Origin of the sequence: Rodentibacter caecimuris (genome assembly GCF_001019715.1) — a bacterium.
GTDB lineage: Bacteria > Pseudomonadota > Gammaproteobacteria > Enterobacterales > Pasteurellaceae > Rodentibacter > Rodentibacter caecimuris.
The window spans coordinates 1,430,862-1,443,815 of the sequence record NZ_BBXJ01000001.1 but is presented as its reverse complement, the minus strand read 5'-3'; the positions used below and the strand labels follow the sequence as shown (position 1 = coordinate 1,443,815).

Here is a 12,954-nt window from a genome sequence, read left to right as displayed (position 1 = left end):
ATCGGGAAAAGATTAAATGAAATTGATAATGACCAAAAGTATTTTAGCTACTGCTATATTAAGTGCATTGTTCCTTCACTCCAATTTGGGGTTTGCTGTCGAATCTAAGTTGAAGTTAAGCGATATTCAGATTCCTTCAGCAACGGAAGAAAATCTGTTGGCGACAAAACGTGCGACAACGCGCTTAACACAGTCTCATTATCGAAAATTTCAACTTGATGATGCTTTTTCAGAGAAGATATTTGATCGTTATATCAAAAGTTTGGATTATAGTCGGAATACTTTTCTACAATCGGATATCGATGAATTACGTCAGAAATACGGTACGCGGTTGGATGATCAGTTAAACCAAGGTGATCTTTCAGCCGCCTTTGCAATTTATGATTTAATGATGAAACGTCGTTACGAACGTTATGTCTATGCACTTTCATTGTTAGATAAAGAACCGAATTTAAACGGTAAAGATCAAATTGAAATTGATCGTGAAAAAGCGGATTTTCCTAAAACGGAAGAAGAAGCAAACCGTCTTTGGGAAGAACGTGTAAAAAATGATGTAATTAATTTAAAACTAAAAGATAAAAAATGGTCGGAAATTAAAAACAAACTGGCAAAACGCTATAATTTAGCAATTCGCCGTTTAACGCAAACGAAAGCGGATGATATTGTTCAGGTGTATCTAAATGCTTTTGCACGCGAAATTGATCCGCATACCAGTTATCTTTCACCACGTACCGCAAAAAGCTTTAACGAAAGTATGAATCTTTCATTAGAGGGGATCGGTGCAACACTGCAATCAGAGGATGATGAAACCAGCATTAAGTCGCTTGTTCCCGGTGCACCGGCGGAGCGTAGCAAAAAATTAAAAGCCGGCGATAAAATTATTGGTGTCGGACAGGAAAAAGGTGAAATCGAGGATATAATTGGTTGGCGTCTAGAAGATATTGTTGACAAAATTAAAGGCAAAAAAGGTACGAAGGTTCGTCTTGAGGTTGAACCTGCTAAAGGTGGAAAATCACGTATTATTACCCTCGTGCGTGATAAAGTACGTATTGAAGATCAAGCTGCTAAATTAACTGTTGAGAAAGTCGAGGGTGAAAATATCGGGATAATTAAAATTCCAAGCTTCTACATCGGTTTAACGAAAGATGTAAAAAAATTATTGCTTCAGGCTGAGAAAAAACAGGTCAAAGGCTTGATTGTGGATTTGCGTGAGAACGGAGGCGGAGCCTTGACTGAAGCGGTGGCATTGAGCGGTTTATTTATCACCGACGGTCCTGTGGTGCAAGTTCGTGATGCTTACCAACGTATCCGTGTGCACGAAGATGATGATCGTGCAGAGCAATATAAAGGGCCATTATTGGTTATGATTAACCGCTTTAGTGCTTCTGCTTCAGAAATTTTTGCTGCGGCGATGCAAGATTACAATCGTGGTATTGTTATTGGACAAAATACTTTTGGTAAAGGAACCGTACAGCAAAGCCGTTCATTGAATTTTGTTTATGACTTAGATCAAACTCCTTTAGGTATTTTGCAATATACTATTCAAAAATTTTACCGTATTAATGGTGGATCCACGCAGTTGAAAGGCGTTTCTGCGGATATTCAGTTCCCTGAAATTATTGATGCGAAAGAATATGGTGAAGAAAAAGAGGATAATGCACTGCCTTGGGATAAAATTCCGGCATCCTCTTATTCGGAAACGGGCAATGTTCGCCAATATATTTCAGAATTAGAGAAAAAACACCAAGCTCGTGTTGAGAAAGAACCTGAGTTTATTGCGTTGAATGAAGAATTAAAAATTCGTGATGAACGCCGTGATCGCAAATTTATGTCTTTAAACTATCAAGAACGTAAAGCCGAAAATGATAGTGATGATGTGAGACGTTTGAAAAATATCAATGATCGTTTTAAACGCGAAGGGAAGAAATTATTAAAAAATATTGATGCTTTGCCGAAGGATTATGAAGCACCGGATTTCTTCTTAAAAGAAGCTGAAAAAATGGCGGCGGATTTGGTGAAATTGAGTTTAAAACAAGAAAAACCAAATGCACATATTCAACAAGAATCAAATAAATCAGTGATAAAAAAATAATAAATTTTGACCGCTCTTTGAATAAAGTGCGGTCTGTTTTATAAATCTTTAAAGGAACGCTTATGTCAAAAGGTATGGTTAAGTTGAGCGCACTGGCCTTATCATTATCAATGATGGTGTCAGGTTGTGCGTTGGCGGATTGGGCTAAAGAGACGGTTTCACCTCCTCGTCTATCGACGCTTGATATGTCGAAACTTTCCCCTGAAGAACGGGCTAAATTAGAGGCTGAAATCAAAGAAGATCAAGTCCGTTTGGCGGCTGAAAAGCAAGCTATGCTTGAGATGTCTCTTACTCACGAGATCGGTGAGCAAAATTTACAGTTTAAACCTATTCTTGCAAAACTTTATGCGGATAATAAATATGATTTATTGTGGCAAGATAAATCTGCGGAAAAACAATTTTTGCGGGAATATGCCGCTATGGTTGCGAGTAGTATTTCCAAACGTTCGGCTAAGTCTTTGGAGAGTTTAAGTCAAGCAGAGCAGAACGGTGGTCTAACGTATGATGTACTTTTGACTGACGCGTTTTTAGACTATATGTATTACAGTAAAAACGTGAGCCAGCAGGCGCAACGTTGGCTGTATGCTTCTAATTCATACAAGCCACAGACACCAAGTGATGAGCAAATTCAACAATGGTTAAGTGCGGTTAAAAATAATGACGTTTTAACTTATGTGGAAGGTTTATCTACTGATAATTCACATTATCGACAAACTATTCAAGCTTTGTCGTCAATGATATCCGGTTCGGGTTTAACACCGACCGGTAAAAAGTTAGCGATTAATGCACAACGTTTGCGGGTAATCCCTGATTTTCATAATGGTATTTTTGTGAATATCCCAAGCTATCAGTTGCAATATTATCGCGATGGACGACTAGTATTAGAATCTCGCGTCATTGTAGGGAAAGATCAGCGCCGTACACCGGTTATGTACAGTAAATTAAGTAATGTGGTTGTGAATCCGCCATGGAATGCGCCGACACGTTTGGTTAATGAAGATATTGTTCCGAAATTAAGACGGGATCCGGGTTATGCGGCTGCACACGGCTATAGTATTCTTGATAGTAAAGGAAATAGCGTTGATCCCTATTCCATTGATTGGAATAAAATCGGTAAAAATTTTCCATACCGTATTCGCCAAGCGCCGGGGGATAGCGCATTAGGTAATTATAAGTTTAATATGCCGAGCTCGGATGCTATTTATTTACATGATACACCGAATCGTGGTCTTTTCTCGCGTAAAGATCGGGCACTAAGTTCAGGATGTGTTCGTGTGGAAAAATCCTCCCAACTTGCCGATATTTTATTAAAAGAAGCCGGTTGGTCGGATAATCGTAAACAAAGTGTTTTGGCAAGTAAGAAAACGACTTCAGCTAGTATTCGGTCGGATAATCCTGTTTTCCTATATTATGTCACGGCATGGGTTGAAAACGGTCAAACTAAAGTGCTACCGGATATTTACAAATATGATAGTGTCATTGGCGACAGTGAAATTAACTGGAATATCGTAAAAAAATATTTGTAATATTGACCGCACTTTAGTGAACTAAGACTTATCTTTATAAGTCGAAAAACGAAAGAATGAAATGAGAGAAAATAATGAATAAAATTAATCAAAGCCGACGTAAATGGCTATCTCTAGGCGGTATCGTATTGGGTGCAAGTATTGTGCCTAATACGGTTTTAGCGATGGTTTCTACTGCTAAACCCCGTATTTTGGCACTTCGCAATGTTAATACTGGTGAACGTCTAAGTGGCGTGTTTTCATCAAAGGGTGGATTTTCAACATCAATGCTGAAAAAGCTTGATTATTTTATGCGGGATAAACGAACAAACCAAATTCACAGAATGGATCCGAACTTATTTCTGAAACTTTATCGTATTCAAAGTAATTTAGGGCTACAAACCGCTGAAATTCAGATCATTTGTGGTTATAGATCTCCGGCTACCAATGCAATGCGTCATCGCCAAAGCCGTGGAGTTGCAAGCAATAGCTATCATGTAAAAGGTCAAGCGGTGGATTTTCGTATTGATGGTACATCATTAGTGAAAATCAAACAGACGGCAGAAAAACTGAATAACGGTGGGGTAGGATTTTATCCGCGTAGCAATTTTATCCATGTGGATACCGGCTCGGTAAGAACTTGGCGGGGCGTGTAAAAGTATTGAAAAATTGACCGCACTTTGGTGCGGTTTTTGTTATGAGGAAAAAAATGAATATTGAGATTATTCCCGTTACTCCCTTCCAACAAAATTGTAGTTTGATTTGGGATAATGAAAAAAATGCCGCTATTGTTGATCCGGGAGGAGAAGCGGAAAAACTAATTCAGCAAATTGAAAAATTCGGAGTAAATTTAAAAGCCATTTTACTGACTCATGCCCATCTCGATCATGTTGGTGCGGTCGAGCAGATTAAACAGCACTTTAATGTCGAAATTTGGGGCTCACAAGAAAGTGATCGGTTTCTATTCGATAGTCTGCCGGAGCAGGCTGAACGTTTTGGTTTACCAAATATTAAACCGTTTTTACCGGATCGTTGGTTGAATGAGGGAGAGGTGGTTAATATTGGGGATTTTCGATTTGATATTTTGCACTTACCCGGTCATACTCCCGGCCATATTGGGTTCATTGAGCAAGAGAAAAAAGTTGCTTTTACCGGTGATGTATTGTTTCAGGGCAGTGTAGGAAGAACGGATTTTCCTCAAGGGAGTCATGAACAGCTTATTTCTTCTATCCGTGAGAAATTATTTAAGCTTCATAATGATATGATCATTATTGCCGGTCATGGCCCTTATACCACTATTCAACGTGAAAAAGCCACTAATCCTTTCTTAAAGTAAAAAATAAAGGCACATTTTCGTGCCTTTATTTGAAATAACTACATTTTTTCAACGGTTTTAATACCTAGCAAATCTAACCCTTGTTTTAAGGTTTTTTCCGTTAATAAAGCCAGTTTTAAACGGCTTAACTTAACCGTTTCATCTTCCGAATTTAGAATTGGGCAGTGTTCGTAGAACGAAGAAAATGCACCGGCTAATTCATATAAATAACCACAAAGGACATGAGGTGTACCTTCTCTGCCAACGGTTTGCACCGCTTCTTCAAATTGTAAAAGCTTGATAGCAAGGGAACGCTCTTTTTCATCAATTAGCATTAACGGAGTGTTGTAAAGTGCGGTCAATTCCACCTGAGTTTTGTTGAAGATTGAACGAATACGCGTGTAGGCATATTGCATATAAGGCGCAGTATTGCCTTCAAAACTGAGCATATTATCCCAATCGAATACATAATCTGTGGTACGGTTTTTGGAAAGATCCGCATATTTCACCGAACCAATTCCCACCGCCTCGGCAACGGCTGCTTTTTCGTCATTAGACAAATTATTGCTTTTTTCGTTAATTAATATTGTCGCCCGCTCAATGGCTTCATCTAATAAATCTGCCAATTTTACTGTTCCACCGGTACGGGTTTTGAATGGCTTGCCATCTTTACCGAGCATCATTCCGAAATTTTTGTGCTCTAATGAAAAGCTATCAGGTACGTAACCCGCTTTACGGGTAATCAGCCATGCCTGTTGCATATGCTGGCTTTGGCGAGTATCGGAAAATACTAAAGCCCGATCGGCTTTCAATGTTTCATAACGATATTTTGCCGCAGCGATGTCGGTAGTCGTGTAAAGGAAACCGCCGTCTTTTTTCTGTACGATGACCCCCATCGGTTCGCCTTCTTTATTTTTGAATTCATCTAAATACACGACAAGCGCACCATCGTCTTCAACCGCCAATCCTTGCTTTTTTAAATTCTCGACAATGCCAGGTAACATTGGATTATAAAGGCTTTCGCCCATTACATCTTTTTCCGTTAAGGTCACGTTTAAACGATCATAATTATGCTGATTCTGCTGCATAGTGATGTCCACTAATTGTTTCCACATAGAACGGCAGTATTCGTCTCCACTTTGCAGTTTCACCACATAATTACGGGCTTTCTCAGCAAATTGCTCATCTTCATCATAGTGTTTTTTAGCTTCTCGATAGAAGGCTTCTAAATCCTGCAATTCCATTTCACTTGCGTTTTCGTTTTGCATTTTTTCAAGATAAGCAATCAACATCCCAAACTGGGTTCCCCAGTCTCCCACATGATTGGCACGAATCACCTTGTGTCCTAGAAATTCAAGCGTACGCGCGACGGCATCGCCAATAATTGTTGAGCGCAAGTGGCCGACATGCATTTCTTTAGCTACGTTAGGTGAAGAGTAGTCAATCACAACAGTTTGTTTATCTAGAGTTTGAATACCTAAATTAGATTGGTTAAGTGTGTGGGAAATTTGTTCTGCAATCCAGTTTGGATTTAAGAAAATATTAATAAAACCGGGACCGGCAATTTCTAATTTTTCTGCAATATCCGCAAGATTTGCCTTCATTAATACACTTTGTGCAAATTCACGTGGGGCTAAATTCATTTTTTTTGCGGCAGCCATAATACCGTTTGCTTGGTAGTCACCAAATTGAGGTTTTCCTGATTGACGTACGAGTGCGTCACAAGATTCGTCAGCACCGGCTGCTATCATCGCTTGTTTAATTTTATCGGATAAAATAGATTGGATATTCACGCTTTTTCCTGTGTTTAAATTGAATATTAAAAATAATGGATTATGATAGCGTTCTTTATTGATTTCTCAAAGGGAGAATATGAAATTAAACGAAAATCTAATCGAACTTGAAGAAGAATTAGAGGAGTTTGAGCGAAAAATTCAAGAGCTTGCGAATATGATGGAGATTAATTTATCTGATTATGAAATCGATCATCTTGCTTTGCGGGTAAATAGTGAACAAAAAGCCAAAAATTGGCTGACACATTTATTAAAGTGCGGTAGAATTTTGTCCGGTAACATCATTAACGGTCGGTCTATCTATTTAATTCAATTAGACAAGCCTTTTGCCTTTGCCAGGCAATTTGTTGATGTTATTGAATTACCGTTTCCTAAAAATAAACAATATCCTCAAGAAACTTGGGAGCATATTGAGATTGTTGTTCCTTTCCTTCCAGATGAGCAGACTGAAGATTGGGTTGAACGAATCAATAAGCAATTTTTATGGCAACGATTATCCGAATTAACAATAAAAGTGAGTGAACCTAAAGCTGAAGGGGAACGTTTAGCAAATCCTTCTATTGCAGTGAGTTTCGTCGATAAAAGCGAAAATGATACTTGTATTAAAGTTCACCCTTATTCTATTAAAAAAATACTCGAGGTTTAGCACAATGAAAAAAATGACTTTAGCATTGACCGTTTTATTAAGCTTAGGTTTGGCAGCTTGTTCATCAAATAACCAAAAAGATGAAAGTGCGTATAAAGGTCAAGTAATTTTTAGTGAAATGAAAGGTGAAAACCTTCAATTGACTATTCGTAAAAATAATTGTTCTTACAAGGTTGAGGGCGAATCAGAAACAGTTACCCACGCGTATGATTCAACTTTAGTGGTGGGAGCTTGTGTAAAAGTGTCTGATAATGGAAACGGTTTAAAAAATATTTCTACTTGGTCTCCAAGAAATCCGATTTAATTTATAAGTTATAAGGTTGGTTAATTATGAAAAAAATGGCAGTAGCATTAGTGCTTGCTGTTACTCTCGGTGTAACAGGTTGTGCGAATACTGATATTTTTAGCGGTGATGTTTATTCTGCCGATCAGGCAAAGGAAGCTCGTTCAATTAGTTATGGTACATTAGTTTCTGTTCGTCCGGTAAAAATTCAAGCGGATAATCAGGGCGTAATCGGTAGTGTCGGCGGTGGTGTACTTGGCGGTGTTGCGGGTAGTGCAATCGGTGGTGGTCGCGGTCAAGCAATCGCTACGGCTGTAGGTGCGATTGCCGGTGCTATAGTTGGTAGCAAAGTTGAAGAAAAAGCGAGCCAAGTAAATGCTGTGGAACTTGTAATTAAGAAAGATGACGGAAAAAGCATTGTTGTCGTGCAAAAAGCAGATCCTAAATTTGTCGCTGGGAAAAGAGTGCAAATTGTTGGCGGTTCATCACTCAATGTTTCTGTAATTAACTAATGAATGGATTTTATTCCATGAAAAAAGCGAACATTATGTTCGCTTTTTTAGTTGTTTAAACACAGTCTAATATTTCCCGTATTTATTTAATCCCTTATACAAATTTTTTCAAATTCTTCAAAGAATGTTGGAAAAGTTTTTGCCGTACATTGAGGATCAAGAATAGTGACGGCGGTATCTGACAGAGCAACAAGAGCAAAACACATTGCCATACGATGATCATTATAGGTCTCAATATTTGCATGTTGAAATTTGTTTAATGGAAGCGGTTGAATGTGAATAAAATCTTCTCCTTCTTCAACTTCTGCTCCGATTTTTCTTAATTCAGTTGCCATTGCGCTGAGACGATCGGTTTCCTTCACACGCCAGTTATAAATATTGCGAATAGTTGTTTCACCTTCAGCAAAAAGTGCGGTTGTTGCTATAGTCATTGCGGCATCAGGGATATGGTTCATATCCATATCAATTCCGTGAAGTTTGGATTTTTCCACCTGAATAAAATCCGCTCCCCAAGTTACTTTAGCGCCCATTTTTTTTAACATTTCAGCAAATAAACGGTCGCCTTGTATGGAATTTTTTCCAATACCTGTGATTTTTACTTTGCCTTTGATCGCTGCGGCCGCTAAAAAGTAAGAGGCGGAAGAGGCATCACCTTCTACTAAATATGTACCGGGTGAAAGATAAGATTGGTTACCTTGAATACGGAAAGTTTTGTAGTCGTGGTTTTTTACATCTACACCGAAATCCTTCATCATTGCCAGCGTGATGTCAATATAAGGCTTGGAAACTAACTCTCCAATTAGTTCGATTTCCGTATCATTCTCTGCAAGGGGTGCTGCCATTAAAAGTGCGGTCAGAAATTGAGATGAAATTGAACCGTCAATTTTTATTTTTCCACCTTTGATACCACGATTTCGAATAGCAAGAGGAGGATAACCCTCGTTTTCCAAATAATGTATGTCTGCACCTGCTTGGCGAAGCGCATCAACTAAATGTCGAATAGGACGTTCTTTCATTCGGGGTTCTCCGGTAAGAATCACTTCACCCTCTGTTTCGCCTTTCAAACAAAGTGCTGCACTTAACGGGCGCATTGCTGTACCGGCATTACCAAGAAAAAGAGAAATCCCACCTTGAATATTAAACGCACCATCCAAACCTTTAATTTCGCAGGACGTTTTATCCTCAGAAAGTTGGTAATTGACTCCGAGTGCTTTGAGCGCATTCAACATATGACGAATGTCATCACTATCGAGCAAATTAGTCACTTTTGTTGTGCCTTTAGCTAATGCAGCTAGAAGCAGAGCTCGGTTAGATAAACTTTTTGAGCCGGGAAGGTTAATTGTGCCTTCAACCGCTTTAATTGGCATGAGAGTAATTGATTCCATTACAACACCACTGTTTTGTTTTTATAAACGAAAATTCTATCGTGCAGTGCTAGATCGAGTGCACGGCTGAGAACTGTTTTTTCTACATCCCGACCGGCATGCATCATCGCATCTGCGCTATAAGTATGATCTACATTAATTACATTTTGCATAATGATTGGGCCTTGATCCAACTCATTATTGATGAAATGTGCGGTAGCACCAATAATTTTTACGCCGCGTTCGTAGGCTTGATGATAGGGTTTTGCGCCAATAAATGCAGGCAAGAAAGAGTGATGAATATTAATTACTCTGTTTGGATAGCGCTCTACGAACTCAGGATTGAGAACACGCATATATTTGGCTAATACAATATAATCAGGGGCATACTCGTCAATTTTTGTCGCAAGTAATTTATCATGTTCAACACGGGTTAAACCTTCATGGCTAATGTAATGAAATGGAATATTAAAACGTTCGACCAACTCCCGTAAATTATCATGGTTGCCAATAACTGCGACGATTTCTACATCCAGCGCGCCGTAATAATTTTTCATTAAAATATCACCAAGACAATGTGCTTCTTTTGTGACTAAAATGACAATACGTTTGCGTTTTGAGCTAATTAATCGACAATTTGTTCCTTTCGGTAAACTATATTTGAGATCTTCAAGTAATGTTGTCTCATTAAAAATCCCTTCAAGTTCCGTACGCATAAAGAAATGTTTTGTTTCAAAATCAACAAATTCATTATTATGTAAAATATTTAATTGGTGCTTATAACAAATATTGGTAATCTTAGCGATCAACCCTTTATCATCAGGACAATCGGTAAGAAGTATTTTCTTTTCGATCATAGTCTTAATACAATGCTTTTATTATAGATAAAAGAGAACCCATAAGATATATGGGTTCTTTAGAGAGAGGAAATAATTAAATTTCAAAGTCTGATAAAGACTTACCGGCATCCAATGCCTTTTGAATTACGCTTGGAGTACGCCCTTGACCGGTCCACGTTTTTTGTTCCCCATTTTCAGTCGTGTATTTATATTTCGCAGGGAGCGGTTTACGTTTTTTACGGGAATTCGACGAGAAAGTACCGATAATGGCTTGCAATTCTTCAGCAGTAATTCCTTCCTGCTTAATTAATTCTTTATATTTTGCGATACGTGCCTTACGTTCAATTTCTGCTTGTTGAATTTCTTCCATTTGTACACGTTTTTCAGCAATCGCTTCTTCAAGTTTTTTTAATGTATTTTCAGCTTGTTCTAATGTTAAATCACGTACTACTGCACGAATGCTGTGACGGTTAGTAAATATTTTGATTAAATCAGCCATAATAAACCTCTATTTTATGATGTGTAAAAATATAAACCTTAGTTGCTCATGATAACGAAATTAATTCATAAGGTAAATCTTAAATTTAAATAAAATTAAGCTAAATGATGTGATGAACGTTATTTTTAAATATTTATTATGGTTATTATCTCATTATGGATCTTGACAAATTAAAGTGATTTATAGAATTTATTAGATTTTTCTTCTGTTTTCCTGTAATCTTCCGACTCCTTACAAAGTAGAGGTGCGATTACTATAAGTATTTTTTCCGAGTGGATAGCGATGACGAAAAAGGAAAGGAGTAGTTGCCGAAATCAGTTAAAAGTCGTTTTAACTGGTTGGTGGCGTATCTGAAAGGAACGTTACTGTCATAGTGAATAGCTATGGAGCGCTACGGTTAGGTGGGGGTCATTATTATCCCGTTTTCTTACCGTTGTCTCCATTAATTTTAGGTGTAACTTAATGGAACTTATCGATTATTCTTCTTCAATTTGGTCTATTTTTCCCGCATTGCTGGCGATTATACTAGCGATTGCAACACGTCGTGTATTAATTTCCCTGAGCGCAGGGATTTTAGTTGGTGCGTTGATGCTCAATCATGCCTCAATTTTACCTACCCTTATTTATCTGAAAGATAACATTATTTCCTTGGTGTACAATGATGGCGCAATTAATTCAAATATGAATATTGTTCTTTTTTTACTTTTGCTTGGTATTTTAACCGCACTTTTAACGGTATCCGGTAGTAACCGTGCATTTGTGGAATGGGCTCAAAAGCGGATTAAGGATCGCCGTGGAGCAAAATTATTAGCCGCTTCTTTGGTTTTTGTTACCTTTATTGATGATTATTTTCATAGCCTTGCTGTAGGGGCTATTGCCCGTCCTGTTACCGATCGTTTCAAGGTCTCTCGTGCAAAATTAGCTTATATCCTTGATTCTACTGCTGCACCGATGTGTGTAATGACGCCGGTTTCAAGTTGGGGAGCTTATATTATTACCTTAGTGGCAGGTTTATTAACCACCTATTCCATTACTGAATACACGCCAATTGGGGCATTTGTGGCAATGAGTGCAATGAATTACTATGCGATCTTTGCTTTACTTATGGTATTTTTTGTTGCTTATTTTTCATTTGATATCGCTTCCATGGCTCGTCATGAAAAAGCAGCAATGGCGCGTGAAAATCATGAGTTGGAAGAAGATTTGGGAACGAAAGGTCGTGTGCGGAGTCTGATCCTGCCGATAGTGATTTTGATCGTCATAACCGTTTCAATGATGATCTATAGTGGTGCCGATACGCTTGCCAAATCCGGTGTGCGGTTTTCCATATTAGGCGCTTTTGAAAATACTAATGTGGGTGTCTCTCTTGTTATTGGAGGCTCAAGTGCGGTCGTTATCTCAACGATTTTGATTATCTTGGATGGTCAGATCAGTTTTTTTGAGTATGCTCGTGCATGGAAACTAGGTATTAAATCTATGTTAGGGGCAATTGCAATTTTATTTTTTGCTTGGACAATCAATAAAATTGTCGGTGATGTGCAAACGGGCAAATATTTGTCTTCTTTGGTTTCTGATAATATACCCGTTCAATTTTTACCTGTTCTCTTATTCATTCTTGCTTCGGCAATGGCATTTTCTACAGGTACAAGTTGGGGAACCTTTGGTATTATGTTACCGATTGCAGCCTCAATGGCAATGAATGCAGCACCGGAATTAATGTTGCCTTGTCTTTCTGCTGTAATGGCTGGAGCTGTATGTGGTGATCACTGCTCGCCGGTTTCAGATACAACGATTCTTTCTTCTACCGGAGCAAAATGTAATCATATGGATCACGTCACAACCCAATTACCTTATGCTTTAACGGTTGCGATGGCAAGTTGTATCGGTTATATCACGGTTGGTTTTACAGAATCCGGAGTGGCCGGGTTTATTACAACGGCAGTATCCCTCGTTATACTCGTTTTTATCGTGAAAAAACGTTAAAAATGTGATCCGGCTCAAAAAAGCAAATAAAAAATAAAATTTTACTATTTTTATAAAATGCGACATAAAGTCGCATTTTTTTATATTTTAACTAAATTTATTTTATTTTATGTTTTATTTTTA

The 12,954-nt window shown here is 38.1% G+C and carries 12 protein-coding genes and 1 riboswitch; of the genes, 8 read left to right on the top strand and 4 right to left on the bottom strand.

The genetic code is table 11. The features are described from left to right. Positions 1-16 precede the first annotated feature (16 nt). The 4 genes from prc (at position 17) to PNEUHYL_RS07120 (ending at position 4,933) form a co-directional block, all read left to right on the top strand. Positions 17-2,092, top strand: coding sequence for a carboxy terminal-processing peptidase (gene prc, locus PNEUHYL_RS07135; RefSeq protein WP_059366586.1), 2,076 nt, complete (start codon positions 17-19; stop codon positions 2,090-2,092). A 62-nt stretch (positions 2,093-2,154) separates the two neighbouring features. After that, the gene (locus tag PNEUHYL_RS07130; protein ID WP_059366582.1) at positions 2,155-3,618 is read left to right on the top strand and encodes a L,D-transpeptidase family protein; all 1,464 of its coding nucleotides are present in this window, start codon (positions 2,155-2,157) and stop codon (positions 3,616-3,618) included. Positions 3,619-3,692: 74 nt separating this feature from the next. Then, a complete protein-coding gene (gene mepK / locus PNEUHYL_RS07125) occupies positions 3,693-4,253 on the top strand; it encodes a peptidoglycan L,D-endopeptidase MepK (protein ID WP_059366581.1) in 561 nt (186 codons plus the stop codon). A 53-nt stretch (positions 4,254-4,306) separates the two neighbouring features. Beyond that, entirely contained in the window at positions 4,307-4,933 is a 627-nt protein-coding gene (locus PNEUHYL_RS07120) for an MBL fold metallo-hydrolase (RefSeq protein WP_059366579.1), read from the top strand. A gap of 38 nt (positions 4,934-4,971) precedes the next feature. On the opposite strand, the gene argS is transcribed toward PNEUHYL_RS07120, so the two are convergent. Further along, positions 4,972-6,705, bottom strand: a complete 1,734-nt coding sequence (gene argS, locus PNEUHYL_RS07115; RefSeq protein ID WP_059366576.1) for an arginine--tRNA ligase — start codon at positions 6,703-6,705, stop codon at positions 4,972-4,974. A 79-nt stretch (positions 6,706-6,784) separates the two neighbouring features. On the opposite strand from argS, the gene PNEUHYL_RS07110 reads away from it, so the two are divergent. The 3 genes from PNEUHYL_RS07110 to PNEUHYL_RS07100 are packed head-to-tail and all read left to right on the top strand — an operon-like array spanning position 6,785 to position 8,146. Then, positions 6,785-7,351, top strand: a complete 567-nt coding sequence (locus PNEUHYL_RS07110; protein ID WP_059366574.1) for a VOC family protein — start codon at positions 6,785-6,787, stop codon at positions 7,349-7,351. A gap of 4 nt (positions 7,352-7,355) precedes the next feature. Beyond that, complete coding sequence (locus PNEUHYL_RS07105; protein WP_059366571.1) at positions 7,356-7,655, top strand: hypothetical protein; 300 nt, start codon at positions 7,356-7,358, stop codon at positions 7,653-7,655. Positions 7,656-7,681: 26 nt separating this feature from the next. Then, the gene (locus PNEUHYL_RS07100; RefSeq protein ID WP_059366569.1) at positions 7,682-8,146 is read left to right on the top strand and encodes an outer membrane lipoprotein; all 465 of its coding nucleotides are present in this window, start codon (positions 7,682-7,684) and stop codon (positions 8,144-8,146) included. Between the two features lie 86 nt (positions 8,147-8,232). Here PNEUHYL_RS07100 and aroA read toward each other — a convergent pair whose 3' ends face one another. From aroA to PNEUHYL_RS07085, 3 genes are all read right to left on the bottom strand, one after another. Further along, positions 8,233-9,531 carry a 3-phosphoshikimate 1-carboxyvinyltransferase gene (gene aroA / locus PNEUHYL_RS07095; RefSeq protein WP_059366566.1) on the bottom strand — a complete coding sequence of 433 codons (1,299 nt, stop codon included), beginning with the start codon at positions 9,529-9,531 and terminating at the stop codon, positions 8,233-8,235. Beyond that, positions 9,531-10,367 carry a formyltetrahydrofolate deformylase gene (gene purU / locus PNEUHYL_RS07090; RefSeq protein ID WP_059366564.1) on the bottom strand — a complete coding sequence of 279 codons (837 nt, stop codon included), beginning with the start codon at positions 10,365-10,367 and terminating at the stop codon, positions 9,531-9,533. Before purU ends, aroA begins: the two co-directional genes overlap by 1 nt. 76 nt (positions 10,368-10,443) lie before the next feature. Then, complete coding sequence (locus PNEUHYL_RS07085) at positions 10,444-10,848, bottom strand: H-NS family histone-like protein (RefSeq protein WP_059366562.1); 405 nt, start codon at positions 10,846-10,848, stop codon at positions 10,444-10,446. A 231-nt stretch (positions 10,849-11,079) separates the two neighbouring features. Further along, positions 11,080-11,250, top strand: a riboswitch (Lysine riboswitch). A gap of 60 nt (positions 11,251-11,310) precedes the next feature. On the opposite strand from PNEUHYL_RS07085, the gene PNEUHYL_RS07080 reads away from it, so the two are divergent. Then, positions 11,311-12,831, top strand: coding sequence for a Na+/H+ antiporter NhaC family protein (locus PNEUHYL_RS07080; RefSeq protein WP_059366560.1), 1,521 nt, complete (start codon positions 11,311-11,313; stop codon positions 12,829-12,831). Positions 12,832-12,954: the final 123 nt, after the last annotated feature.

Bases quoted from the DNA above. Each gene is read 5' to 3' on its own strand.
- mepK (WP_059366581.1), top strand. From the start codon at position 3,693: ATGAATAAAATTAATCAAAGCCGACGTAAATGGCTATCTCTAGGCGGT.
- PNEUHYL_RS07130 (WP_059366582.1), top strand. From the start codon at position 2,155: ATGTCAAAAGGTATGGTTAAGTTGAGCGCACTGGCCTTATCATTATCA.
- PNEUHYL_RS07105 (WP_059366571.1), top strand. From the start codon at position 7,356: ATGAAAAAAATGACTTTAGCATTGACCGTTTTATTAAGCTTAGGTTTG.
- aroA (WP_059366566.1), bottom strand. From the start codon at position 9,531: ATGGAATCAATTACTCTCATGCCAATTAAAGCGGTTGAAGGCACAATT.
- PNEUHYL_RS07100 (WP_059366569.1), top strand. From the start codon at position 7,682: ATGAAAAAAATGGCAGTAGCATTAGTGCTTGCTGTTACTCTCGGTGTA.
- PNEUHYL_RS07085 (WP_059366562.1), bottom strand. From the start codon at position 10,848: ATGGCTGATTTAATCAAAATATTTACTAACCGTCACAGCATTCGTGCA.
- prc (WP_059366586.1), top strand. From the start codon at position 17: ATGAAATTGATAATGACCAAAAGTATTTTAGCTACTGCTATATTAAGT.
- PNEUHYL_RS07110 (WP_059366574.1), top strand. From the start codon at position 6,785: ATGAAATTAAACGAAAATCTAATCGAACTTGAAGAAGAATTAGAGGAG.
- purU (WP_059366564.1), bottom strand. From the start codon at position 10,367: ATGATCGAAAAGAAAATACTTCTTACCGATTGTCCTGATGATAAAGGG.
- PNEUHYL_RS07120 (WP_059366579.1), top strand. From the start codon at position 4,307: ATGAATATTGAGATTATTCCCGTTACTCCCTTCCAACAAAATTGTAGT.
- PNEUHYL_RS07080 (WP_059366560.1), top strand. From the start codon at position 11,311: ATGGAACTTATCGATTATTCTTCTTCAATTTGGTCTATTTTTCCCGCA.